This window comes from Actinacidiphila bryophytorum, assembly GCF_016916835.1.
Lineage (GTDB): Bacteria > Actinomycetota > Actinomycetes > Streptomycetales > Streptomycetaceae > Actinacidiphila > Actinacidiphila bryophytorum.
Window position 1 is genome coordinate 149258 of sequence record NZ_JAFFIX010000004.1, and the last position, 24165, is coordinate 173422.

General features: G+C 71.0%; 25 protein-coding genes and 4 pseudogenes. 13 read left to right on the top strand and 16 right to left on the bottom strand.

The annotated features are described in order from the left end of the window. The first annotated feature begins 133 nt into the window (after positions 1-133). Positions 134-472 carry a helix-turn-helix transcriptional regulator gene (locus tag JT723_RS08015; protein ID WP_205043783.1) on the top strand — a complete coding sequence of 113 codons (339 nt, stop codon included), beginning with the start codon at positions 134-136 and terminating at the stop codon, positions 470-472. Between the two features lie 126 nt (positions 473-598). Here JT723_RS08015 and JT723_RS08020 read toward each other — a convergent pair whose 3' ends face one another. The 7 genes from JT723_RS08020 to sigK form a co-directional block, all read right to left on the bottom strand. Beyond that, positions 599-1465, bottom strand: a complete 867-nt coding sequence (locus JT723_RS08020; RefSeq protein ID WP_251513260.1) for a DUF1295 domain-containing protein — start codon at positions 1463-1465, stop codon at positions 599-601. After that, on the bottom strand, positions 1462-2793 hold the full coding sequence (locus JT723_RS08025) for a class I SAM-dependent methyltransferase (RefSeq protein ID WP_205043784.1): 1332 nt from the start codon (positions 2791-2793) through the stop codon (positions 1462-1464). The genes JT723_RS08020 and JT723_RS08025 overlap by 4 nt, the downstream gene beginning before the upstream one ends. Beyond that, positions 2790-4085 (bottom strand): SAM-dependent methyltransferase, encoded by a 1296-nt coding sequence (locus tag JT723_RS08030; RefSeq protein WP_205043785.1) that lies wholly within the window; start codon positions 4083-4085, stop codon positions 2790-2792. Before JT723_RS08030 ends, JT723_RS08025 begins: the two co-directional genes overlap by 4 nt. Beyond that, positions 4082-4843, bottom strand: a complete 762-nt coding sequence (locus JT723_RS08035) for a DUF1365 domain-containing protein (RefSeq protein WP_205043786.1) — start codon at positions 4841-4843, stop codon at positions 4082-4084. The genes JT723_RS08030 and JT723_RS08035 overlap by 4 nt, the downstream gene beginning before the upstream one ends. Then, positions 4840-6105, bottom strand: a complete 1266-nt coding sequence (locus JT723_RS08040) for an NAD(P)/FAD-dependent oxidoreductase (RefSeq protein WP_205043787.1) — start codon at positions 6103-6105, stop codon at positions 4840-4842. Before JT723_RS08040 ends, JT723_RS08035 begins: the two co-directional genes overlap by 4 nt. A gap of 223 nt (positions 6106-6328) precedes the next feature. Continuing rightward, the gene (locus JT723_RS08045; RefSeq protein ID WP_205043788.1) at positions 6329-7078 is read right to left on the bottom strand and encodes an anti-sigma factor; all 750 of its coding nucleotides are present in this window, start codon (positions 7076-7078) and stop codon (positions 6329-6331) included. After that, positions 7075-7662, bottom strand: coding sequence for an ECF RNA polymerase sigma factor SigK (sigK, locus tag JT723_RS08050; protein ID WP_205043789.1), 588 nt, complete (start codon positions 7660-7662; stop codon positions 7075-7077). Before sigK ends, JT723_RS08045 begins: the two co-directional genes overlap by 4 nt. Before the next feature lie 311 nt (positions 7663-7973). Here sigK and JT723_RS08055 point away from each other — a divergent pair, with 311 nt between their 5' ends. The 4 genes from JT723_RS08055 to JT723_RS08070 all read left to right on the top strand — a co-directional run bounded on the left by JT723_RS08055 (position 7974) and on the right by JT723_RS08070 (position 11255). After that, positions 7974-8774 (top strand): hypothetical protein, encoded by an 801-nt coding sequence (locus JT723_RS08055; protein WP_205043790.1) that lies wholly within the window; start codon positions 7974-7976, stop codon positions 8772-8774. After that, a complete protein-coding gene (locus JT723_RS08060; protein ID WP_205043791.1) occupies positions 8771-9490 on the top strand; it encodes a class F sortase in 720 nt (239 codons plus the stop codon). The genes JT723_RS08055 and JT723_RS08060 overlap by 4 nt, the downstream gene beginning before the upstream one ends. 146 nt (positions 9491-9636) lie before the next feature. Next, entirely contained in the window at positions 9637-10434 is a 798-nt protein-coding gene (locus JT723_RS08065) for a ferritin-like domain-containing protein (RefSeq protein WP_205043792.1), read from the top strand. Further along, positions 10431-11255, top strand: a complete 825-nt coding sequence (locus JT723_RS08070) for a ferritin-like domain-containing protein (RefSeq protein ID WP_240165259.1) — start codon at positions 10431-10433, stop codon at positions 11253-11255. The genes JT723_RS08065 and JT723_RS08070 overlap by 4 nt, the downstream gene beginning before the upstream one ends. Before the next feature lie 459 nt (positions 11256-11714). Here JT723_RS08070 and JT723_RS08075 read toward each other — a convergent pair whose 3' ends face one another. Beyond that, positions 11715-12383, bottom strand: coding sequence for an alpha/beta fold hydrolase (locus JT723_RS08075; RefSeq protein WP_205043793.1), 669 nt, complete (start codon positions 12381-12383; stop codon positions 11715-11717). 613 nt (positions 12384-12996) lie between these two features. Between JT723_RS08075 and JT723_RS08080 the strand changes: the two genes are divergently transcribed. Beyond that, the gene (locus tag JT723_RS08080; protein WP_205043794.1) at positions 12997-13626 is read left to right on the top strand and encodes a nucleoside deaminase; all 630 of its coding nucleotides are present in this window, start codon (positions 12997-12999) and stop codon (positions 13624-13626) included. Between the two features lie 34 nt (positions 13627-13660). Here the strand turns inward: JT723_RS08080 and JT723_RS08085 are convergent, their stop codons facing one another. Next, complete coding sequence (locus JT723_RS08085) at positions 13661-14173, bottom strand: PadR family transcriptional regulator (protein WP_205043795.1); 513 nt, start codon at positions 14171-14173, stop codon at positions 13661-13663. Positions 14174-14226: 53 nt separating this feature from the next. Here JT723_RS08085 and JT723_RS08090 point away from each other — a divergent pair, with 53 nt between their 5' ends. Continuing rightward, positions 14227-15000: a cysteine hydrolase family protein gene (locus JT723_RS08090; RefSeq protein ID WP_205043796.1), complete on the top strand. Its 774-nt coding sequence runs from the start codon at positions 14227-14229 to the stop codon at positions 14998-15000. A 9-nt stretch (positions 15001-15009) separates the two neighbouring features. Next, positions 15010-16314 carry an MFS transporter gene (locus JT723_RS08095; RefSeq protein WP_205043797.1) on the top strand — a complete coding sequence of 435 codons (1305 nt, stop codon included), beginning with the start codon at positions 15010-15012 and terminating at the stop codon, positions 16312-16314. A gap of 128 nt (positions 16315-16442) precedes the next feature. Here the strand turns inward: JT723_RS08095 and JT723_RS36545 are convergent. After that, positions 16443-16553, bottom strand: a pseudogene (locus JT723_RS36545) (transposase); the annotation flags it as partial. Between the two features lie 143 nt (positions 16554-16696). Between JT723_RS36545 and JT723_RS34940 the strand changes: the two are divergent. After that, positions 16697-17063, top strand: a pseudogene (locus tag JT723_RS34940) (hypothetical protein); the annotation flags it as partial. A 68-nt stretch (positions 17064-17131) separates the two neighbouring features. On the opposite strand, the pseudogene JT723_RS36550 reads toward JT723_RS34940, so the two are convergent. Then, positions 17132-17236: pseudogene (locus JT723_RS36550) on the bottom strand (IS5 family transposase); the annotation flags it as partial. A gap of 130 nt (positions 17237-17366) precedes the next feature. Beyond that, entirely contained in the window at positions 17367-18239 is an 873-nt protein-coding gene (locus JT723_RS08110) for a metallophosphoesterase family protein (protein WP_205043798.1), read from the bottom strand. Between the two features lie 51 nt (positions 18240-18290). On the opposite strand from JT723_RS08110, the pseudogene JT723_RS08115 reads away from it, so the two are divergent. Beyond that, positions 18291-18647, top strand: a pseudogene (locus tag JT723_RS08115) (C-terminal helicase domain-containing protein); the annotation flags it as partial. A gap of 952 nt (positions 18648-19599) precedes the next feature. Next, complete coding sequence (locus tag JT723_RS08120) at positions 19600-19959, top strand: MerR family transcriptional regulator (protein ID WP_240165260.1); 360 nt, start codon at positions 19600-19602, stop codon at positions 19957-19959. Positions 19960-20111: 152 nt separating this feature from the next. On the opposite strand, the gene JT723_RS08125 is transcribed toward JT723_RS08120, so the two are convergent. The 4 genes from JT723_RS08125 to JT723_RS08140 form a co-directional block, all read right to left on the bottom strand. After that, positions 20112-20447, bottom strand: coding sequence for an SCO5918 family protein (locus JT723_RS08125; protein ID WP_205043800.1), 336 nt, complete (start codon positions 20445-20447; stop codon positions 20112-20114). 217 nt (positions 20448-20664) lie between these two features. Continuing rightward, positions 20665-22173 (bottom strand): DEAD/DEAH box helicase, encoded by a 1509-nt coding sequence (locus JT723_RS08130; protein WP_205043801.1) that lies wholly within the window; start codon positions 22171-22173, stop codon positions 20665-20667. A gap of 314 nt (positions 22174-22487) precedes the next feature. Next, positions 22488-22691 carry a cold-shock protein gene (locus JT723_RS08135; protein ID WP_205043802.1) on the bottom strand — a complete coding sequence of 68 codons (204 nt, stop codon included), beginning with the start codon at positions 22689-22691 and terminating at the stop codon, positions 22488-22490. 259 nt (positions 22692-22950) lie between these two features. Continuing rightward, the gene (locus tag JT723_RS08140; RefSeq protein ID WP_205043803.1) at positions 22951-23430 is read right to left on the bottom strand and encodes a hypothetical protein; all 480 of its coding nucleotides are present in this window, start codon (positions 23428-23430) and stop codon (positions 22951-22953) included. Between JT723_RS08140 and JT723_RS08145 the strand changes: the two genes are divergently transcribed. Beyond that, entirely contained in the window at positions 23417-23629 is a 213-nt protein-coding gene (locus JT723_RS08145) for a hypothetical protein (RefSeq protein ID WP_205043804.1), read from the top strand. The genes JT723_RS08140 and JT723_RS08145 overlap by 14 nt on opposite strands. 102 nt (positions 23630-23731) lie before the next feature. Next, entirely contained in the window at positions 23732-24124 is a 393-nt protein-coding gene (locus JT723_RS08150) for a nuclear transport factor 2 family protein (RefSeq protein ID WP_205043805.1), read from the top strand. Positions 24125-24165: the final 41 nt, after the last annotated feature.

The window sequence follows — 24165 nt, forward strand, 5'->3', positions numbered from 1 at the left end:
GCGGCCGGCGCCTGCCCCGAAGGGATGTGTGGATCTCCGTGGGCGCCTGGCGTCACCGAAGCCCCTGCCAGAGAGTACAGGAAATTTTGTTCACGTATTCTCTGACCTGAATCACGCATCGTAGAATGTCCCCATGGATGAAGCCGCCCGCCCGCGAACCGGATGGACCTTCCTGACCAATCACGCGCGCGTCCTCGCGGCGATCGCGCGCGACCCGGGGGTCCGGGTCCGTGACATCGCGGCACAGTGCCTTCTGACCGAGCGCGCCGTCCAGAAGATCCTCTCCGACCTCGAGGCCGACGGCTATCTGAGCCGCACCCGCGCCGGCCGCACCAACGTCTACGCCATCTCGGCCGACACGTCCTTGCGGCACCCGGCCGACGCAGGCCCCACCGTCGCCGCCCTGCTTGCCCTGTTCTCCCTCGACGCCGCGGCCCAGGAAGATGCGGACGGGCACGCCGCGGCCTCATGAAGGCCCCGCCACCGCACCGCGCCGGACACCGAGTCCACCGACCTCAGCCGTCCCTCATGGGGCTGAGGGACACCCACCTGCATCACCCTCTGCCGGTGCTGACCGGCCGCTCAGGATTCGGTCGGGTCAGTGCGGCGTCCGGGAGTTGGCGGGCTGGCGGTGGGCGGCTCGCAGGCGCTGGTACCAGCGGGGAGGCAGGGGGACGAAGCCGCTGGTGCGGGCGGCGTACGCGGTGTAGCCGGGGCGTCCGGCCATGTGCTTGTCCAGCAGGCGCTTGCCGCTCCCGAGGATCAGCAGGTACGACATGAGGAGCGGGGCGGGCGCGGCGACGGCGGCGGACTGCCAGCTGCCGCAGGCCGTCAGGTACAGGCCCCACCACACGAGGAAGTCGCCGAAGTAGTTCGGGTGCCGGGTCCAGGACCACAGGCCGCGGTCCATGAGGCGGCCGTGGTGCGCAGGGTCGGCGGTGAAGCGGGCGAGTTGGTGGTCTCCGACGGCTTCGCACACCGTGCCGGCCGCCCAGAGCGCGACGCCCACCGCCGTTGCGGCTCCGGGCGCAGCGGCCACGTACTGCCCGGCCTGGACGGGCAGCGAGATCTGCCAGACCAGGGCGCCTTGCGTCAGGTACACGGCGCGCAGGGCGTAGGCGTTGCGGCTGCCCGGGGCCTTGGCGAGCAGGCGGTCGTAGCGGGCGTCCTCGCCGCGTCCGCGGCCCCGGCGGGCGATGTGCGCGGCCAGGCGGAGGCCCCACACCGCGGTCGCCGCGGTGATCAGGTATCTCCGTCCGGGGTCTCCGTATCCTGCCGACGCCGCGCAGGAGACGGCGGCGACCGCGGTGAAGGCCACTCCCCAGGCGATGTCGGCCCCCCGGTGGATGCCCTTGGCCGCTCCGACGGCGAAGGCGGCGGCCATGACCGCGAAGGCGGCGAGCGCGGACCACCCCAGCCCGGTGGCGAAGGCCACCCACGGGAAACCGCCACCCGCCGCGGTCACGGACGCTCCCCGTACCAACTCGACGGTGTGGCGGGCATGCCGGAACCGCCGTCCTCGGCTGTGCGCACGGCGAGGATCTGGTCGACGCCCATGCGCCGTTCGGCGAACGCGAGTGCAGCGCCTGCCAGATACAGCCGCCACAGGCGTGCGGTCGGCTCGCCGGCCAGGACGGTGAACCGCGGCCAGTCGTCCTCCAGCGTGCGCAGCCAGGCCCTGATGGTGCGGACGTAGTGTTCCCGCAGCGACTCCACCGACCGCACCTCAAGGCCCGCGGACTCCAGCATGCCGACGGTCGCGCCGACCGGGCGCATGTGCATGTCGGGCGCGATGTATGCCTCGATGAAGGCGCCGCCTCCCGGCGCGGTCGAGTCGCGGGACATCTGCTGGACGAGCAACCGTCCGCGAGGGCGCAGCAGGCGGTGCAGCCGCGAGGCGAAGCCGGGGTAGTCGGGTTCGCCGACGTGTTCGCCCATCTCCACCGCGGACACCGCGTCGTATCCCGTGCCGCCGCTGGCGTCGAGGTCTCGGTAGTGGCCCAGCCGCACCTGGACCAGTTCGGTGAGGCCGCGTTCCCGGACGCGGGCGGCCACGAAGTCGTGCTGCTCGCGGGAGAGGGTTATGGCGGTGACGTGCACCCGGTGCTCGACGGCGGCGTGCAGGGCCAGGCTGCCCCAGCCGCAGCCGACGTCCAGCAGGCGGCCGGCGGGAGCGAGCGCGAGTTTGCGGCAGATCAGTTCCAGCTTGTCGCGCTGGGCGTCGGCGAGCCCGTAGGCGGGGTCGTCCTCGGGCGCCGTCCAGTAACCGCAGGAGTAGGCCATCGACGGGTCGAGCAGGGCTGCGTACCAGTCGTTGGACAGGTCGTAGTGATGGCTGATGGCGGCCCTGTCGCGGGCGGTGCTGTGCGGTTTGCCGCGCAGCCGTGCCCGGGGGGCGCCAGGCGCGGCCGGCCGCGGGCCGAGCACGCCCAGCCGCAGCGCGACCCCGGCCGCCCTGGCCGCCTCAGCGGGCCGCAGCCCCGCGATCCGGGGAAGGGGGAAGGGACGGGCGGCGGGGCCTGCCGGCCTCTCCCGTACCGCGTGCAGGACGCGGCCGAGCCCTTCTGCGAGGTCCCCTTCGACGTCGAGATCACCGGCGATGTAGGCCTCGGCGACGCCGAGTTCACCCGGCTGCCACAGCAGCCGGCGCAGCGCGCGGCGGGAGTGCAGCACCACCACAGGGGCCGCGGCCGGCCCGGTCTCGCTGCCGTCCCAGGCTCGCAGCCGCAGCGGCGCCTCGCCGGAGAACACCGATTCCAGTACGGGCCCGAGCCGTTGCGCCACCGTGGTCACCGGGCGCCTCCCGCCGTGCCCGAGGCGGTCAGCAGGAACTGTTGCACGTTCAGGTACCGCGCCCGGAAGCCCGCCTCGCAGTAGGCGAGGTAGAACTCCCACATGCGTGAGAAGACGTGGTCGAAGCCCAGGGCGGCCACGTCGCCCGAGCGGGCTCTGCCGGCGAAGCGGTTCCGCCACAGCCGCAGCGTCTCGGCATAGTGCTCGCCGAATCCGGTGTCGGACCTCACCCGCAGGCCGCAGGACTCCGCCGTGGTGGCGACCGCGGTGGCGGAGGGGATGATGCCGCCGGGGAAGACGTACTTGCCGATCCAGCTCTGGCTGCGGCGGGTGGCGAGCATTCGGTCGTGGGCCATGGTGATCGACTGGAGTGCGATCCGGCCGCCCGGCGCGAGGAGCCGAGCCAGCGTGGTGAAGTACACCGGCCAGTATTCGGCGCCGACAGCCTCGATCATCTCGACGCTCACCACGGCGTCGTAACTGCCCTGCACCTCGCGGTAGTCGCGCAGTTCGACCTCGACGCGGTCGGACAGGCCGGCTGCGGCGATCCGGGCGGCGGCCAGGTCGCGCTGCTCGACCGACAGTGTCACTGTCCGCACGTGTGCGCCGCGCCGGGCGGCGCGCAGCGCCAGCTCGCCCCAGCCGGTGCCGATCTCCAGCAGCCGGGTGCCGTGCCGGACGCCGGCCAGGTCGAGCAGCAGGTCGATCTTGTGGCGTTGCGCGGTCGCCAGGTCGTCGGCGCCGGCCGGGAGGTCGCGGAAGACGGCCGAGGAGTAGGTCATCGTCTCGTCGAGGAACAGCGCGAAGAGGTCGTTGGACAGGTCGTAGTGCCGGTGGATGTTGTCCCGGGCGCCCTGCGGGGTGTTCGCCTGGTCCAGGGGTCTGCGGTGCGCCCACAGCCCGCGCAGCCGTTGCAGGGCCAAGGGCACCAGTACCGTGGCGTGTTCGGCCAGCACCGTCAGGACGGCGACCAGGTCGTCGGCGTCCCACTCGCCTGCCATGTAGGACTCGCCGAAGCCGATCAGGCCGTCGGCGCCGATCCGCCGGTGGAAGGCGCCGGGGTCGTGCAGGTACAGGACGGGGCCTCCGCGGCCCGCGATGCGGCCGTCCGGCGCCGCGACGCGCAGCGGCAGCCCGGCCAGTGCGCGCCCGACGAGCCGCCGGGCGACCGCGGTGCGGACCGCGGAGGCGGCGGGCAGTCGCGCGACGTCGGGCCAGACGCCGGGATCCACCGGGGCAGCGGGGCGGCGGCCGGTCACGGCGGCGGTAGGGAGCTGGACGAGTCCGTTCACTTCAAACCTTCCTGCGGTGCGGACGAGGGCCGGGGCGTGACGGGCAGTCCGCGCAAGTACAGGTGGATGCCGTGCATCTTGATGGCCGCGGAGACCGCGAGGGTCGACCAGGGGTGCCGTACGGCCGCGGCGAGCAGCTGACGCGCGGTGGCCGGCCGCCGTGTTCCTCGTAGCGCCGCGGTGAAGGGCACGTCGTCGCCGCGCCGCAACCGCACGGTGACGCCGAGCCGTTCACCGGGCTGGGGCAGGCGCATCTTGTAGGAGCCGTCGACGGGGAAGAACGGGGAGACGTACAGCTCCTTACGCACCTCGGCGCGGCCTTCCGCATCCGGGCGCAGCAGGTAGCAGTGCCGGTCGCCGTAGGTGTTGTGCACCTCCGCCACCACGCACAGCGGCGATCCGGCCCGGTCGGAGCACCAGTAGAGGGTCAGCGGGTTGAAGACGTGCCCCAGAACGCGCGCATGTGTGAGCATCAGCACCCGGCCGCCGTCGAGGTGGATGTCGTGTACGGCAAGGAAGCGTTCCAGCGCCGTGCGCAGCGGCTCGCGCGCCCCGCCGAAGTGGTCGCGCGGGTCGAACCCGGCGAGCGGGCGCAGCGCCACCGGCAGTACGGGTAGGTGGTCCACGTCGACCAGCCACATGTAGGTGCGGTGCCGGAAGGAGTGGCGGACCGGCGTGGTGCGGGCGTGGGCGACGACGCACTCGTAGAGCGCGGGCGCAGTGCCGCTCCCGGGTGCGTGGACCTGGCCGGCCCTCACCAGCGCACCCCGAGTGCGGCGGCCGCGGCCACCCCCGACCGGCAGCCGTCCTCGTGGAAGCCCCAGCCGTGGTAGGCGCCCGCGTACGCGGTGACACCGGTGGTGAGTTCGGGCAGCAACTGCTGCGCTGCAACGGACTCGGGGGTGTAGACGGGATGTTCGTAGGCCATGCGGGCCAGCACCCGGTGGCCGTCGACGAGGTCGCCGCCGTTGAGGGTGACCACGTAGTCCTCGGCGGCGTCGAGCCGCTGCAGCCGGTTCATGTGGTAGCTGACCAGGACCCGTTCCGCGGCGGCTGTGCACGAGGGCAGCAGGTAGTTCCACGAGGCGCGGGCACGCCGCGCGGACGGCAGCAGCGAGGTGTCGGTGTGCAGCACCGTCTCGTTGCGCGAGTACCGGAAGGCGCCGAGGATCCGCTGCTCGTCGCGGGTGGGGTCGGCGAGCATGCGAAGGGCCTGGTCGGGGTGGACGGCTGTCACGACCGCGTCGGCGTCGTACGTCGTGCCGTCGTCCGTGGTGATCTCCACACCGGTGGCGTGGCGGCGCACCGCCCGCACAGGTGTCGCGGTGTGCAGCGCTGCCAGCCGCTTGCCGATCCGCTGGACGTACTCCACGGATCCGCCGGTGACCGTGCGCCACTGCGGAGAGCCGCTGACCGACAGCAGTCCGTGGCGCTCCAGGAAGCGGAAGAGATATGCCGCCGGATAGCGCATCGCGGTCTGCGGGGCGCAAGACCACACCGCCGAGACCAGCGGGATCACGAAGTGATTCACGAAGTACGGCGAGTATCGGCGCTCGGTGACGAAGTCACCGAGGGTCTGGTGCTCCGGCCCGCCTGCGGCCAGCACCGCCCGGGCCGCCCGGTGGAAGGCCGGGACCTGGGTGAGCATGCGCAGGTAGCGGCCCCGCGACACGCTGCTCAACTGGGCGAACAGGCCGCTGGGGCCGCCACGTGCACCGGCGTACTGCAGACCGCAGCCGTCGCAGCGCACCGACATGCTCATCTCCGAGGCCTGGGTGCTGACGCCCAGTTCGTCGAACAGCCGCAGGAGCGTGGGGTAGGTGCGCTCGTTGTGGACGATGAAGCCGGTGTCGATCCGCAGCAGGCGCCCGCCATGTGCGGCCACCTCGTGGGTGTCGGCGTGGCCTCCGAGACGGTCCTCCGCCTCGAAGAGCAGGACGTCGGCTCTCTTCTGCAGCACGTGGGCGGCGGTCAGCCCCGCCACTCCACCACCCACCACGGCTATACGTCGCCGGTCCACGTGCCGCTCCTCCTCCACCGGGGCGTCGGCTCCGCACCGCCCGGTGCGAAACCCTCTCGTACGTGATTCGTCACGACGGGCCGCGCGGATTGGTCCCCGAGCACCCGAAGCGGAATCCGCGTTCGGCGCGGAGCGCGCGGCAGCGGGTCACGCGGCGGCAGCTGCCCCGTCGGCCGGGGCCGGCTCGGTGTGGGGCGGCCCGGTCGGGCGCGGAGTGCTCGGGTCACAGGGGCAGCAGGGCCAGGGGGTCGCTGGTGGGTGCCGCGGAGCCTCCTTGCGGTTCCGCGGTCACACCCACGGCGTCGGCGCCCGCGGTCCGGCCGTCGAGCAGGGTCGAGCCGGTGGGGCGGCCGCTCGCCAGCAGGCCCGCGGACACCATCGTGCCGCCGCGGCTGAACCAGAGCTGGTAGACCCCGGAGTCCGGCAGTTCCGGCAGGTCGTGGTAGATCACGGCAGCCTTGCCGAGCCGTGCGGAGGACACCACGGTCGCCGTTCCGCCGCCGGTGAGCGCGCCGGTGCGGAAGGCGGCGTCGGGTGCGGCGGCCACCGCGCTCACCGCGGCGGCCTGCTGCTGCGCCCTCGCAGTGTCCGCGCGGGCCTGGTCGGCCTGGTGGCGGGCGTCCACGGCCACGCCGGTGGCGACCGCCGCGGCTGCCAGACACGCTGCCGCCACCAGGGCGGGCAGGCCAGGCCACCGGCTGCGCCGGGACGGCGGCAGCAGGGTGCCCCTCGCCGCCTCGGGCGGCAGCTGCCGCACGTCGGGCAGCGCGGCCATGACGCGGTTGCGCAGCCCGGCCGGGGGGACCTCGGCGACGGCGAGGGCCAGCCGTGCCGCGGTCTCGCGCAGCTCGCGCACCTCCTGGGCGCAGGCCGGGCACTGCGCCAGGTGCCGGGCGAACTCCTCGGCCTCGGTGTCCGACAGTGCGCTCAGGGCGTAGGCACCGGTCAGCGTGTGGAGGTCGGCGGGGTTCACGCGGTCACTCCCAGGCAGTCGCGGAGCCTGATCAGGCCGTCCCGCAGGCGGGTCTTGACGGTGCCGAGGGCCACGCCGAGCAGGTCGGCGGTCTCCCGGTAGGTGCAACCGCGGTAGTAGGCCAGGGTCACCGACTCGTGCTGCAGTTCGGTGAGCTGTTCCAGGCAGCGGAGCACCTGCTCGCGCTCCAGCCTGCGTTCGACCTGCTCTACGACCTCGTCGTAGGGGGTGCTGCGGTCGCGCAGCGCGGCGTTGTGGTCGCGGGCCGCGGAGGCCTGGGCGGACCGCACCCGGTCCACCGCGCGGCTGTGGGCGAGCGTCATGATCCATGCCATGGCGGTGCCATGCCGCGGGTCGAAGCGCGCGGCGCGGCGCCAGACCTCGATCAGCACCTCCTGGGCGACCTCCTCGGACTGCGCCGGGTCGCGCACGATCCGCCGGGCCAGGCCGAAGACGGCGCCTGCGACTGCGGTGTAGAGCGTTTCGAACGCCTGTTTGTCACCCCGGGAGACGCGGTCGAGCAGCGTCTCCAGCGCGCCGGAGCGCGGCTCAGGGGCCTGGTCGTCGAGCGCCGCCAGGCGCATGGGCACCTCCGTGAGTAGAACCGTCACCACTTGTTCGTCGCTGGGCCACTCCCGGATTGGTCGCCGAGGGATGTCGCCGAGGCTACGTCGGCGCAAGCACCGTGCCGATGATCTGCAACGTGCCTCTGCCCGTCATCGCATTGCCGCATTCCACGTCGGCTGCGACCACGAACCCCGGAGGTGTCTCCGGCCGTGACTGACCAATCCGTACCTGCGGCCGCTCCGAACCAGGGGTGGAGGTAGTCACCTCCGGACGCCGAGCCGGCTCCGTGCCGGCTCTGCGGTTTCCGCGAGTGAAGGGCAGCACCATCATGCGATCCACCAGCGCACGTGTCGTGACCGCGATGGCAGTGGCCGCCGTTCCGTTGGCGTTCCCGGCGGCGGCGTGGGCGGCACCGGCGGACACCGCCGGGCAGTGGGCCACCTACCAGGCGTCGCTCGACCCGGTGACGGCCAATCACGTCACGGGCAGCGGCAAGGCGATGATCCAGCTCTCCGGCAACACCGCGAAGATCACCGTGACCGCCTCAGGACTCGTCGGCGGCAAGTCGCCGCACGCCATGCACATCCACGTCGACGGCGGCGGCGTCTGCCCCAAGCCGTCGGAGGCCGTGGACCACAACGGGCACCCCTCGATCAACGTCGCCGACGCCATGAAGGACTACGGCATGATCGGCACGTCGCTGACCACCAGCGGCGACAGCACCGACAAGAGCGCGCTGGCCGTGGACCGCTTCCCAGCCGGCGCGACGGTCTCCTACAGCCGCACCCTCGACGTGAGCGACAAGGTGGCCGCCAACCTCAAGTCCGGCAGGGCCGTCCTCGTCGTGCACGGCATCGACTACAACGCCAACGGCATGTACGACAAGGTCCTGGGCGCCAGCGAACTCGACAAGACACTCCCGGCCGAGGCCACCGACCCGGCCCTGTGCGGCGCGTTCACCGCCTCGCAGATGTCCTCGATGCCGGCAGGCGCCGCCGACACCGGTGACGGCGCCACGCAGACCGGCCACACCGATGCCGGCATGGTCGCGGGCGGCGGCGCCGCCGTACTGGCCGGCCTGGGCGCCGGCGGCTACGCGCTGCGCCGACGGGGCACCGCCGGCCGATGACCACCACCCCCACCACCGGCAAGGGCCATCCGCGACGCACGGCGATCCTTCTCGTCGTGCTCGCGGTGGCCTGCGTCGCCGCGGGCGTCACCGCCGTCTTCGCCGCGACCACCGGCGGGGGCTCGCCGCCGCCGCGGCCCGGCCCCGCTGCGGCCGGGCAGCTGCCCGGGCATTCCATGTCCCCGATGTCCGGCACGCCTTCGATGCCCGCGACGCCGAGCCGTGCCGCCCCGGCCGCCCCGGCGCCCACCCGCAGCGGCACGCTGCCCGCGTCCCGGCCGACCGTGCTGGACATCCCCGCCGTCGGCATCCACTCGGCGCTGCTGGACCTGGGCCTGAACAAGGACGGCACCATCCAGGTCCCGGGCAAGCCCCTGCAGGCCGGCTGGTACCACGGCTCCCCGACGCCCGGCCAGGCCGGTCCTTCGGTCATCCTCGGCCACGTCGACTCGTACGCCACCGGGCCGGCCGTCTTCTACCGGCTCGGCGCGATGAAGCCGCACCAGCAGATCCGCGTCACCCGCGCCGACCACAAGGTCGCCGTCTTCACCGTCGACGCCGTCCGCTCCTACGACAAAGCGGCCTTCCCCACCCTCGACGTCTACGGCAACACCCCCGACGCCGAACTGCGCCTCATCACCTGCAGCGACTGGAACGCGCACACCCGCTCCTACGACGGCAACACCGTCGTCTTCGCGCAGCTCACCACGGGTTAGCACGTTCGTGCGCCCCGGGGCCGCCTATTCACTCTGGCGGGTGATCCTCCCGGTCCTCAGGGGGTCCGACCAATCCACCCGGCCCACCGTGCCGAATCCACCACGCAGACTCCGCCGTCCGGGCGGGCACATGAGAGAGGGACGCGATGGCCGCAGAGCGCATCGACACCCGACTGCTGGAACAGCTCACCGAGCAGTCACAGGACCTGAACAGCGACGCCGTGAGGATCACCAACGAGGCGCTCGGCGACTTCACCGAGGTCGCCCGGGACGAGGCGGCGGCACGGCGCCGCTGGTGGCAGCGCGGTGGCACCGTCGCAGGAGCGGTGGGGGCGGCGGCGCTGATGTCCTCCCTGCGGGCCACCGCGGCCACCTCAGGCGACGACATCATGGCGCTGCAGACCGCCGCGTCGATCGAGAACCTGGCGGTCAGCGTCTACCGGACCGCCGCGGGCCTGCCGTTCATCAAGAACGGCAACAAGACGATCGCCGCCTTCATCGCCAAGACGACCACCCAGCACCAGGCGCACGCCGAGGCATTCAACTCCGCAGCCACCCAGGCCGGCGGCAAGGGGCAGACCGGGCCCGACCCGAAATACGCGGCCGTCGTCAAGCAGACGCTGCCGTCGATCACGACCCCGGCGGACGTCGTGAAGCTGGCCATCACCCTGGAGGACGTGGCCGCTCAGACGTACACCAAGAACGTCGGGCAGGTCAGCAGCGCGGAACTGCGCAAGCTGTTCGCCTCCGTCGCGCCGGTGGAGGCCCAGCACCGGGCGACGCTGCTTGCCGTGCAGGCCCTGCTGGCCGGGAACACGGCAGACCTGATCGCCGTCCCGACCGACGTCGCCAAGCTGCCCGCCGCGGCCGGCAGTGTCGGCATCCCCGACACCTTCTACCCGACCGAGAACGCCTCGCCGATCACTGAGGGGGCCGTGAAATGACCACCGCACGCGAGGGCTGGGAACTGCCGATCAGCGAAGCCCAGCTGACCCGCCTGACCCGGGACATGGAAGACGCACACAGGTCCACGCTGCCGGCCATGCGAACCGGCGCGGTCGACCTGGCGGAACAGACCCGCACCCGCTCCACCCCCGACGACGGGGCGGCCGATCCCGGTCGGCGCCGCTTCCTGCTCGGCGCCGGCGGGCTCGCCGCGGCGTTGACGCTGGCGGCCTGCTCCAGCAACGGCAAGAACACCTCGGCTTCGTCCACCAAGGGCGCCGGCGGCGTGTCCGCGTCCGCGTCCTCGGCCGGGAAATACACCGGCGACCTGAAGGTCGTCGCTCTCGCCGTGGCGCTGGAGAACCAGGCCGTCGGCGCCTACCAGGCGACGCTCGCCGCGGCCAAGGCCGGCAAGCTCGGCACGGTGCCGCCGGCCGTCGCGACCTTCGTCTCCACCGCGATGGCCCAGCACGCCGACCACGCCAAAGTCTGGAACACCGTACTCACCCGCGCAGGCAAACCCGCCATCACCAACGTGCCGCTGTCCAACCAGGCCGCCACCACGAGCGCGCTCGGCAAGGCCACCAGCGTCGGCGACGTTGCCGAGCTGGCCCTGCAACTGGAGGACCAGGCCGCACAGACCTACCTTTTCGCCACCTACAACGTGACCAGCCCCGCCGGCATCGAGACCGCCGCCACCATCGCGCCCGTCGAGGCCATGCACGCGGCGATCCTCCACTACGTCCTCGGCCAGTACCCCGTACCCGACGACTTCCTCCCCACCGACAAGGCCGCCGACCCCGCCCTCCTGACCATCTGACCCACCCCCCCGGACCTGACCGGGAGGGTTGCAGTCCGGGTTGCGTTCAGCCCCGTTCAGGGCCATCGGATATGCGTTGACCGACTCGCCGGTCGGCCGGCTGGCCTGGATCGCGGAGCGCTTCGCACAGTGGACCGACTCGCACTCACCAGTCAGCGACGACCGGATGCTCACCGACATCTCGCTGTACTGGCTGACCGCCACCGCGGCTCACTCCACGCGGCTGCACCGAGTCGCACCCCGCGGGCCGGGCGTGCCGTGCCCGGTGCCGCTCGCCATGGCAATGTTCGTGCACGACATCACGCAGTCGGTGCGGGCGCTGGCCGAGCGGCTGTTCGACGTCAGGCACTGGTGGGGGTTCGACCGCGGCGGCCACTTCGCCGCGATGGAGGTGCCACAGCTGCTCGCCGAGGACGTCCGGGACTTCTTCCTCGCCCGGATGGAGTACGGCTGGCGGGTTCATTCGCCGAGCAGGAGTGCGGCGACAGCCTCCGGATCCTCGTGCATGGCGTTGTGCCCGGTGGGTAGGTCGTGGACCTGCCACCCGGGATCGGCCTGGAGCCGGGCGCGCAGTCCGGCGAACGGCGTCCGGTCCTCCCAGCCCGAGCAGTAGACGAACTCCCTGCGAGGGACCTGGGCGAGCGCGCCGGTGAGCCGGACGGTCTGCATGACGGAGGCGAGGGGATGGGGACGGCGGCGGGGGTCTCCGCCGTCCGGCGGGCGGACGGAGTAGCCGGTGGCGGCAGCGCCGGCCGCGAACACCTGACGGAAGTAGTCGTTCGTACACGACCACCACGACTCGCCGTCGCGCGGTACGAAGGCGTCGAGGTGCACCAGTCGTGAGATCCGGCCGTCCGCTCGGTCGGCGGCCGCGGCGATCACCATTCCGGCGTAGCTGTGGCCGACCAGCGTCGCGCCGGTGATCTGGTGGCGGTTCAGGTGCCGCAGTACGTCGTCGGCGTGTGTGTCGAGGCCGGCGGTCGCGACGGTCGCGGTGTCGTCGTCCGGCCGCAGGCCGGTCAGGGTCAGGGCATGGACGGCATGGCCGGCGCCCTCCAGCAGCGGAACGACCGCCTCGAACGCCCAGGAGCCCTTCCATGCGCCGGGAACGAGGACGAAAGTCGCCATGTGCTTCTCCTTCTCTCAAGCCGCGGCACCTGGCCGCACTGCCTGAGGCATGTGGTGCGGTCGGTCGGGCGCTTCGCGCGACCGAGGACCATGTCGCACAGCCAGTGTCACCAGGCCACCATCTGGCGTGCTATCGCTACGATGCCAACCAATGCCCGTTCACCGCCAACCTCCCCGGAGCGCCGGTTCGACCTCACATATGGCCGTCCGGCGGCCGCTGCCTCGGGGCGTCCGGGGACACGAGCGCGGTGCAGTCGCACGCATACGCGCACCTGGTGTACACGGTCGGGGGCGTCCTCGTTGTTCCCACCGAGGGCGGTACGTCGACCGTCCCCGCCGACCAGGCCGCATGGACCCCCGCCGTCTTCACGTACCGCCACCGCGCCCACGGCGACACCGACATGCGGATCGTCTTCGTCCCGCCGTCCCTCGCCCGGCTCCTCCCGGACCGCCCGGCGGTGTTCCTGGCCTCCGGACTGGCCCGCGACGGTCCTGCTCGCTCTGACCGGCCCGCGAACCAGCCGCAACTCCATGGAGTGATGCGCAGTTCCCCGGCCCGCGTCCATCGCGGACGGCCTCATCCTCGGCGGCGTCGATGCGCAAGAATCGCGGCATGCCGATACAGGGACCAGCTCACGAAGCGTGGTCGATGCTCGACGTGCCGTGGCGGGCGGCCCTGGAGATGGCCTGGGACTCCTACCGCGAGGGCGGGATCGCCGTCGGTGCCGTTCTGACGGACGCAGCGGGGAGCATCGTCGGCAGCGGACGCAACCAGCGCTTCGGGACGTCACCGCGTGGACTTCTCTCCCACGCCGAGATGGAGGCGCTGCGTGCGGTGCCGGCGGACAAGGACCGCGCTCGCGGCAGCGTGCTCTACACGACCCTGCACCCGTGTCCCATGTGCCTTGGTGCCGTAGTCGTGGCGCGCGTCGGCCGACTTCACTTCGGTGCGTTCGACCCGACCTGGCAAGGGATCGAGCAGTTGCCCCAGCTCAACGACGAGGTGCGGCGGCGGTGGCCGGACGTCACGGGCCCGCTGACCGGACCGCTCGGGGAGTGGGTCGCGGTGCTGCCGTGCCTGAACACGAGCGGCGCCCTGGTCCGCGCGATGGAGTCAACGGCGCCGCACCGCGCTGAACTCGCCCGTGCCGTCACCCGGCGACTCGGCAGCGGGGACGGACTTCCTGACACTGCCGGCGAAGCCCTGGAGCAGGTCTGGGACCTGCTCGCCGACCGGGGGTAATGGCCCCGCCGCAGGGCGGGGACGGCGTGCCGCGTCAGGCCAGCATCTCCCGGAGCCAGGATTTTTCCGCCCGGCTGGTCGCGCGGGCGATGGTGAGCATGCCGTGCCGGTAGGGGTCGTCGGTGTCCTCGGCACGCTGCAGGCGGTCACCGTCGTGGAAGAAGCTCGCGGGCTGCTCCAGGAAGTCCAGCCGGCGGCGCAGTACGGCGTGCTGGTCGGCGGTGTCGGGCAACTGGGAGAGGAAGGCCAGAACCGTGAAGAACCGCGTGCTGTCCGTGATCTCCAGGCCGTCGGCATCCCGCAGTCTGCGCAGCAGCTCACGGTGGCCGGCGGCGGTCAGGCTCAGGACGTGCCGCTGGGCGGCGGACGCGCCCGGTTCGGTCCGCCGTGCGAGCAGCCGGGCCTTCACCATCCGATTGATCGCGGGGTAGAGGCTGCCGTCGCTGACCGGCCTGGCGTGGCCGGACAGGCGGGCGATCCGGTGGCGAAGTTGGTAGCCGTGCAGCGGTCCCTCGGCCAGGAATCCCAGTATCGCGAGCTCGAGCATATTGCTATTCTCACACATCGAATCGAGGTACATCGAAACGAGGTAGGCGAAACATGGCGTACAGCGAGGAGTGGGTGACAGCGCGGGCGCGCACCGCCTACGAGAGCGGCCGGGCATCGTTCGACATACGGCCCGAACGGACGGCGTTGCTGGTCATCGACATGCAGGACGAATTCGTCGAACCCGGATCGAGCCCGTACTGGGTCCCCGCGGCGACCCGGATGGCGCCCCGGCTGAGGGGGTTGGTCGACCACTGCAGGGGGGCCTCGGTCCCGGTGATCTGGACCATCTTCGACGACACCCATCGAGGACTGGACCGGCCGCACGCCTTGCGTTTCATGCCCCACGCGGACAGCGACTGGCGCAGACCGGGCACTTCCGCCGTATGGGGCCCGATGGGCCGCCGTCCCGACGAGATCCTGATCCGCAAGCCCTCCTACGGGGCGTTCTACGACACACCGCTCGACACCCTGCTGCGCAACCTCGGCCGGGACACGGTCATCGTCACCGGAACCCTCACCAACTACTGCTGCGGGACCACAGCCCGGCAGGCGTACGAGCGCGGCTACCAGGTCGTCTTCGGATCCGACGTCACGGCCACCGACGACGAGTCCCGGCAGGAACCGGAACTCGCCGTTCTGCGCAAGGGCTTCGCGCTCGTGCTGACCGCCGAGGAGATCGCCGTCCGGCTGACCGCGGCCGCCCCGCCTGGACCGCCGGAGATGTGCAGTGTCGGCGATGCAGCACCGCCCGTGGAGGCGGACGGACGCAGGACGCCGAAGCGGGAGCCGCTCTCGTTCCCGTCCCGGTCTGCGGACACGGCGTAGGGAGGGTTCTTGCGGCGCTACGTGGCGGTGTGGCGGATGCCGGGGGCGCCGTTGCTGCTGGTGGCCGGCGTGATCGCCCGTCTGGGCACGGGGGTGACGCCGTTGGCCCTGCTGCTGTCGGTCGCCCAGGCCACCGGCCGTTACGCATCAGCAGGCTTCGCCGCCGGCAGCTACGCGCTGTCCGGAGCCGCTGTCAGTCCGGTCGCCGGACGCCTGGCGGATCGGCTGGGCGTGGCACGCGTGCTGCGCGTGTCCGCGGTGGCCCATCCGCTCGGCCTGGTTGCGTTCCTGTTCGCCGTCTACTGCGGGGGGCTGCCGCTGATCTGCGCAGCGTCGGTGTGCGCAGGCGCTACCTATCCGCCGTTGACGTCGGCGATCCGCAGCGCGTGGATCGCCCTCACCGGGGACGGCACTGCCCGGCAGCATCTGCGTGGTGCAGCGCTGGCCGTGGAGACCTCTCTGTTCGAGCTGGTGTTCGTGGCGGGTCCGCTGCTGGTGGCCGTCGCAGTGCTGCTTGCCTCCCCGGCCGCCGCCATCGCCGGATCGGCGATCACGACGGCGGCCGGCACGCTGTTGCTGGCACGTAGCCCGGTCGTGTGCGACCAGCCACCTGCCTCACCGGATGACAGGACGCGGGGGCTGGGTCCGCTGGTGGTGCCCGGTTTCGCAGTCATGCTGGTCTGCGTGGGCGGTCTCGGGATGGCTTTCGGGGCAATCGGCGTGACCGTGCCGGCGTTCGCCGCCGAGCACGCGGGGACGGGCGCCGAGCAGCTGGCCGGGGTCCTGCTCGCCACATGGGGTCTGGGTTCTGCGTTGGGAGGTTTCGGGTATGGCATTGCGCAGCCGCACGCCCCGCTGCCAAGGCAGTTCACCTGGTTGCTCGGCGCCGTGTGCTTGACCACGGCACTACTGGCCGTCATGCCGAACCCCTTGGCGCTGGGCATCGCGCTCGCAGTGGCCGGTATCACCGTGGCCCCGACGTTGACCGTGTACACGGCGATCGTTGGACGTATCGTGCCGGCCGGTATGCGAAACGAGGCCGGCACCTGGCTGGTGACCGTTCCCATGGCCGCCAACTCGGTCGGCGGTGCGCTGGCCGGACTGATCGTCGATCAGTCCGGCGGAATACCGTGGTCGTTCACTTTCGCGGCGGCTGTCATCGCAGTCGCCACTCTCGTCGCAGCCCCGCCGTCCGGATCCATCGCCCGCGCCGACGCGGCGGTGACGAGCAGAACCGAGACGGGGTTGCCGTCCCCGCGCGACGGGCGTGCTGATCTGCCGTCCCGGACGCCCGAGGGGCCCGCCGCATCGTGACGAACGCTTGGTCACGTCTGCTGGAGTGGTGTATCGACGGCCACTCGGTGATCTCGTCTGTGACGCTATGCGGTGAGTTCGGTGGGTAGGACCGTCTCGTGGTTTTCTGACTCGATCGGGTGGTGGGCCTTGGCCAGCAGATCGAGCCCCATGTAGCGGCGGGCCTCAGTCCACTCGTCGTTCTGCTCGGCCAGGACGGCGCCGACCAGGCGGATCAAAGCGGTGCGGTCGGGGAAGACTCTGCCGCCAAATCTGGCGGGGGAAGGCGGTGAGAGGGTTGTCGTTCCGAGCTTGAGGGCGGCGTTTTGCCTGGTCAGGCATAGGGACGGTGACTCGGTGGGAGTTGTGGTCTGTCGGGTTGTCGCTGGCCTGGGAGGCTTGGATGCCGTCAGTTGTCGGACTGCTCGAACAGCATGAGCTCGCTGCTCGCCGTCGTGTCGACGGGTTGCGGGAGGAAGCCGATCGGATCCAGGCCGAGTTGGCTGCGGCTGAGCTGGAATGGCAGGAATGGACGGTTGCCGGTGGGCTACCAACGGATCGTGCAGGTCCTCGCGGACCGGTCCCGGCTGCATCAAGTGCCCCTGACCTGCCAGGAGATGGCCGCAGCGTTCGGGATGGACGTGGTGCCGGCACGGGTGGAGGGTTTGCGGTCGAAGGCGAAACGCCTGGTTGCGCGGGGCTGGCCGGCCGAACCGCGGCCTGGCCGGTTCATGCTCGGGAAGGGTGTGGCCGGGCCGGGCGGCGGGTCATGGGCAGGCTCATCGACCAGTAGACGATCGCCTCGGCGCTGGTGGCGCGGCGTTCGTAGTCGCGTGCCCAGGCGTCGGGTGCGCATCAGCCAGGCGTTGGTGCGCTCCACGATCCACCGTTTGGGCGGCACCACGAAGCCCTTCCGGTCGTCACTGCGTTTGACGATGGCCAGGGCGTAGCGGACGGCGTCCAGTTTGGCCCGGTGGCAGTACGCCTCCGGCTGCCCGCCCCGGCCCCGCATCCAGCACGGCACCCAAGTGAGGACGCAGCAGCCCGTCAGCCAGCAGGGCTCCGGACCCAAGTCAGGCCAGCTGTGCAGGGCCGAGCCTTGCGATGACCTCGTGCATCTCCTCCTCGTTAGCTTCGTAGACGGTCTCGCCCATGCGCGGGTCTCGGGCGTGAAGGGTGTGGATGAGCGGCCCGTGGGGCGCTCCGAGGTTGACAAGAGAGGCCGACGGGCCGCGAACGGCACGCTCGGTCCCGGGGCGGGCGGTCAAGTCAATGCGGCTGACGACGCCGGGCGTGACCCAGACGGTCGCCTGTTCCAGGCGCGCCAGAATCTGCAGGTGGAAGTGCCCGCATAGGATCAGTTGGACGTCCGTCCCGCGGATCGTCTCGGCCAGCTCTGCACTGTTCTGCAGGCCCAGCGCCCGCTGAACGTCTACGTCCAGGGCAACCGGCGGGTGGTGAAACGCCAGGACGGTGCCCGCCGGTGCGGATGTGACCAGTAGTTCGCGGAGCCAGTCGAGTTGGTCGCTGTCAAGTCGCCCGTAGCCCTTACCCGGTACGAGCGTGTCCAGCGTGATCAGCCGCCATCCGCCGACGGTGCTTACTCCCGCCCGCTCACCCGCCCCTCCCCCATACACCGTCTCTGGCCGGACGTGGCCACTGCCGAGCACGTCCGCGAATGCGATGCGCTCGTCATGGTTGCCGGTCGTGTAGAAGACCTCCGCGCCTCGTCGGCCGGCGTAGCCGGAAAGGAGTTCGCTCGCCCGCGCGTAGGCCTCGCGGGAACCGTCGTCCGCAACATCGCCGGTGACTACAACCGCATCGAGGTCGTCCAGGTGGCCCAGCTCGGCCAGCAGCCGACGAAGTGCCCCAGTACCGTCGGCCCCGTCAGCGTCAGGCCCGCCGGACCGGTCGAGATGAGTGTCGGAGAGATGCAGGATCCGCATCGTCCGAAGGTAGCCTCCGCCGCCGCGCCGAGCCACGGCGTTTCTCACTAAGCGGTACTGCTGGCCCAGATCGACGCCGGCGGGGTGGGCCTGAACCTGCAGGCCGTGTCCGTCGTGATCATCTGCGAGCCGCAGGTCAAACCCACCATCGAGCACCAGGCAGTGGCCCGCGCCCACCGGATGGGACAGGTGCGCCCCGTCCAGGTTCAACGGCTGCTGGCCACCACCGGCGTGGACCAGCGACTGCTGGGAATCCTGGAGAGCAAGTCCCGGCTGTTCGACGCCTATGCGCGGCGCGGCGACGTCGCTGATGCGACACCCGACGCCGTCGACATCTCCGACGGTTCGCTGGCCCGCCGGATCGTCGAGGAGCAGCAGCGGCTGGCAGGTGCACCCGAGCCGATGTAGCAGGGAGAACCCGCTGTGCCCCCTGCATCCCAAGTCGGCCCGTTACCCGGTTGCAGTTCTGGTTGCATTCACCTTCGTCCAGCCCCGTCCGCACTGGGACGTCCCGAGAGCTCCGCCGCAGTTCAGGACTTCCCTGGCCCTGGCCGGACCCGGGTACGGCCAGTTGGAAAGCGTGTTGGGGGCAACCCCTCACGAGTTCGAATCTCGTGTCCTCCGCACCCGCACACGGAGGGGCTGCCCGGGCACATCCACGTGCTGGGTGGGTCACGGGGCCGGTCAGGCGCAGCCGCCGAGTGGAGTCGCGTAGGCAGATGGTTTCCGGATGGAACAGCGACCGACCGCTTGGGACGGACGTGGAAGCCGCGTTGTCCGGGCTGCTTGCGGACGATGGCCACCTTGCGGGGCAGGCCTGTGCCCGCAGCGCAGGGCTTCAGCCCGGCGGGGAGCCGTTCCATATCTCGGAGCTGCACACTATGGCGCTCCGACGCCGCAGAAAATCTGTAGCGGCTGAGGTAGACATTGACGCCGAGGAGGGTTAGTGTCTTCTGCGTGGCCTGAAAGTCCGTGAGGCGCGGCAGGGACGAACTGCCGCGCAAGCAGTTCAATGCAGGAGAGGTCCGGCAGTGCAGTGGCGGAGCCAGATACAGGAGGGTTCCCTCGCTGGCTGCCGGGCCGAGCGACTCGGAGGTCGCACAGCAGTAGCGTTGCCGGCAAGTGCACGTTGATCGAAGAGGTAAGGAGCAGAACGCCATCAGGATCGCCCGGGTCGGGACGATGTCCGCCCGGGTACCGCAGGCCCCGGATTGGAAGGTGGTCCCCGGTCACGCAACCGCGATCCCCGCAGCCCCACCCCCCGTGGGCGGCCTGCGGAAGAAGAAGGCCGGTGCAGTCAACCGGTAGATGGTGTTGAAAGCTCGGGGCCCGAGCGCCGGTAAGGCGCTCGGGCCCCTCGATGCGTCCCCGGAAGAAGAGGTCTGTGCCCCCTAGCAGTGCCAGCGCCGCCGACAAGTTCGACGACGACGACTATCCCGCTTACACCATGGGCCGAGCTGCCGAGATGCTCGGTGTCACGCCGGCCTTCCTGCGCGCGTTGGGTGAACACCGCTTGATCACCCCGCTGCGGTCCGAAGGCGGTCACCGCCGCTACTCCCGTTACCAGCTGCGTATTGCCGGCCGGGCTCGCGAACTCGTCGACGCCGGCACGCCCATAGAGGCGGCCTGCCGCATCATCATCCTTGAGGATCAGCTCGAGGACGCCCAGCGCATCAACGAGGAACTGCGCGGTCACGGCCAGTCGAATCCCTCGGCCTGATCGCCGTTCGGCTGCCGGACGGGCCGAGCGCTCCGAGGCGCAGACACGTGTCGGCCCAAGTACGGTCCGTCCAGCGGCGGTTCACCGGGCGGCGGAACGCCCCGGGCACAGCGGTGCGACGGCCGTGACGGCTGCTTGACCGCCCGCCGGGCTCACATCCGACCGTAGGCGAGGCGGACGGGCTGCTGCCTGCCGAGCATGGCGGAAGCTCGCTGGTAGGGGTCGGCCACGGGAGCGGGTCCGGCGGTGGGGTGCGGGCGGCAGGTGAAGCCGAGGCGGGTCATGGCTCTCAGGACTTCCACGGCGCTGAAGTCACGGCGGTCCTGGCGGGTGATGATCTGGCCGACCTGTTTGGCCGGGTAGTGGTGTCGTCCGATGATGACGAGGTCGAGGTCGTCGGTGACCAGTTCGGGCTTGACACCCTTCATCGATTCCAGCACGCCGTTCTTGGTCAGGTCGAACGGGAAGCGGGCGATGACACAGCGCATGATGCCTCACAGGGAAGGAGCGGGCCGGGTGGTGCAGTACGGGGCTGTGGGGGCGTTCAGTGGGAAAGAGCGAACGCGCCCGGGTCGCTGCCGCGCTCTTCGAGCGTCCGGCGGCGCATCGGCGGGTGCATGCGGACCAGTGTCAAGAGGTGCCGCCCGCAGAGACGGAGGAGAGGGAAGTGATGGGTCGGTTTCCTGCTCTTCCTGATCTTCCTGATCACGAAGGCTCCAGGCCGCCACGCCGGATTCGGCCGCCCGGGCGGGCGTAGGGCGCGGCGGCCGAAGCGGGCCGGCGTCGGCCGCGTGAGGCGGCGCCGCGCTTGCGGCGCGGTTCGACCGTCGGCGCGGTGATGATGACGGGGATGCCGGAGGGGGTTTGTGCGCCGGTGATGCGATGCAGGGCCTCTTCGCCGACGCGGACCTGCGTGGTTTGCGGAACGATGCCGACCGCTGCCATCAAGCGGGCCATGCTCCGCCGCTGGCTGGGCGTGACCAGGGTGACGACGCTGCCGGACGCGCCGGCACGGGCTGTGCGTCCGCCGCGGTGGAGGTAGTCCTTGTGGTCCGTCGGCGGATCGACGTTGACGACGAGATCGAGGTTGTCGACGTGGATTCCGCGCGCGGCGACGTTGGTCGCCACCAGCACGCTGACATGACCCGTTCTGAAGTGCGCCAGCGTGCGGGTGCGCTGCGGCTGCGACTTCCCGCCGTGCAAGGACGCGGCCCGCACCCCGCTGTTCAGCAGACGTTCGGTCAGGCGGTCGACGGCGTGCTTGGTGTCCAGGAAGAGGATCACGCGGCCGTCGCGTGCGGCGATCTCGGTGGTGGCCGCGTCCTTGTCGGCGGCGTGGACGTGGAGCACATGGTGCTCCATCGTCGTGACCGCGCCGGCCGAGGGGTCGACGGAGTGCACCACGGGGTCGTGGAGGTAGCGGCGCACGAGCAGGTCGACGTTACGGTCCAAGGTGGCGGAGAACAGCATGCGCTGCCCTCCGGGCCGCACCTGGTCGAGCAGGGCGGTGACCTGCGGCATGAATCCCATGTCCGTCATCTGGTCGGCCTCGTCGAGGACCGTGACGGCCACCTCGTCGAGTCGGCAGTGGCCGCGATCGATCAGGTCCTTGAGGCGCCCGGGCGTGGCGACGAGGACCTCGGCGCCATGGCGCAGAGCGGCCGTCTGCCGACCGATCGGCATCCCGCCCACGACCGTGGCCAGCCGCAGGTGCACGGCGCGGGCGTAGGGGGCGAGCGCGTCGGTGACCTGCTGAGCCAACTCGCGGGTCGGTACGAGGACCAGCGCGAGCGGCTGTCCGGCCTCGGCACGCCGCCCGGCTGTACGGGCCAGCAGGGCCAGGCCGAAGGCGAGCGTCTTTCCCGAGCCGGTGCGTGCCCGGCCCAGGACATCGCGACCGGTAAGGGAGTTCGGAAGCGTCGCCGCCTGGATCGGGAACGGCACGGTCACGCCCTGCGAGCCAAGTGCCGCCACGAGCGTTCCGGGCATGTCGAGGTCTGCGAACCCCTCGACTGCGGGGAGCGCGGGGCTGATCGTCCGGGGGAGGGCGAACTCGCCCTGCGCCCGGGCGGGTCGCATGACTCCGCGGCCACCGGAACGGGCCGGACCGCCGGGACGGCCCGCCCTCGGCGAGCCGGAGTGACTGCTCTTCCCCGAGCCGGCGTTGCCATCACGGGTGCGGGAGGAGCGGCGATTCGTGCCTGTGCGGTTCATACGGAACCTTCCTTGATGCGGCACACATCAAGGAATTTCCGCAGCGATGAGCAGCGCGGAGAATCGCAAGAATTGGCCGGGTGGAACGCGAGAGAGAAACTTGACCGCGTGCGGTATGCGAGGCGCCTGCGGAAAGGCGGCCGCGATGGTGACGCGTCACCGGGGAGCTTCGGCCGTAGGACGGCCGGGGTGTGTTCCTCCGCCCCTTCGGGGCACGTCGGGTGTGGCGACGTACAGCTTCGTCGCCGCGGGAACGCAACCGGGGCCCGCACCCCGAAGGATGCGGGCCCCAGCAGCGAGTTGTGTCAGGCGCGTCAGGCGGGAACGATGTTCTCGGCCGTCGGGCCCTTCTGGCCCTGCGCGATGTCGAAGTTCACCTTCTGGCCTTCGAGCAGCTCACGGAAGCCCTGGGCGGCGATGTTCGAGTAGTGGGCGAACACGTCAGCGCCGCCGCCGTCCTGCTCGATGAAGCCGAAGCCCTTTTCCGCGTTGAACCACTTCACGGTACCTGAACTCATGTCATTCTCCTTCGGGGCAGTGCACCGGCATCCGCACGATGCGAATACCGTGTCGCCGCGATGATTATCCCGACCGGAAAAGACCGGAAATTACCAGGAATTTTCAGTGGCGCGAACGCCGGCCGAAAACCTGAAGCACTGGGAACCACAACTGCAACTGGGACGACAGTAGCACGTCGAAGCGGGCCGAGCGGGCCGAGTAATTCCATTACGGCCGCCGCGAAAGTAAATCTGTGCGCGCGTCCGGCTAAATTCTGGATCAGCCGGAACAGGTTTTGAGGTGGTCGGAGCACAGAATCCCGGGAGAAATGATGTCGCGCCCGGCCTCGTCGCGCCCGGCCTCGTCGCACCCGGCGTTGCGCCCCCGACTGCGCAGCAGGGCTTGGGGAAGAGCGAGCCTGGGCAGTGCCGCGAACAAGCGATCGACCCTCGCGTACGGAAAGGCGTTGAGCCCGCGGCGGGCGGGCCGGAGACTGTGGTCATGGATGGCCCGAACTTCACGGCACCGCCGCCGGGTCCTGAGCCTGACGCTGTGGACGCCTTCCTGTCCGGCGTCGATCACGCCGTGAACAGCAACACCCTGCTGCTTACGGCGGTCTGCGATGTGCCCGTCACGGCGGACAACCGGCAGGCTGTCCTGCGCGCCTTCCTGCGCAGTGCCCTGTTCGAGCAGCTCATGCGTGCCGCCGACCGGGACCGCGGGTGGTACAACCTGGCGGACGGGTATGACGACCAGCACTGCGAACGGCCGCTGTTGCGGGCCGGCGTGGTCCTTCGCCGCAGTCAGCCCGGACTTCCTGCGCTACACCGGGTATTACGGCGATGAGGAGGAGGAGCCGCTGCGGCAGGTGTACTTCGACGGAGGTGACAGCGACACCGCTACGTTCATCCACCGGGACCGTACCTTCCACATGCTGCTGACGAACGGCTCGCCGTGAGAGGCCCGGGCACGTCCCGTGCCCTGGTTATGGTTGGGCCAGCGGTGGCTTGCGGCGCGAACGGGTGGAGATCCGCAGGCCGGCAGGGCAGGGAGGATCGGGATGGGGATGGACCAGGCGGCTCTTGAAGCCGCCCTCCACGAGGCCGAGCAGCGGCTGCAGGCCGCCGTTCGATCAGGTGATGTGCAGGCGTTGGACCAGCTCCTGGACGACCGCGTCGTCTACACGGGACCGGACGGCAGCAGCATGACGAAGGAGGAGGACCTGGCAGCGCACAGGTCCCGGACCCTGGCCGTCGAGGTCTTCGACCAGCAGGACCTGGACGTGATCGTGGTGGGCTCCACCGGAATCACCCGCGTACTGGCCGGGGTTGAGGGCACCGCGGGAGGACAGCCCTTCACGGCGCGTCTCCGCTACACCCGCACCTGGGTGCACGTCGACGGCACCTGGCGCGTCCTCGCCGCCCACGCCGGCGCTGCCCCGGATCCCGGGTAAAGGCCCCGAGGCGAAGTCGGCCCGCCCAACGGCCCGCCCGC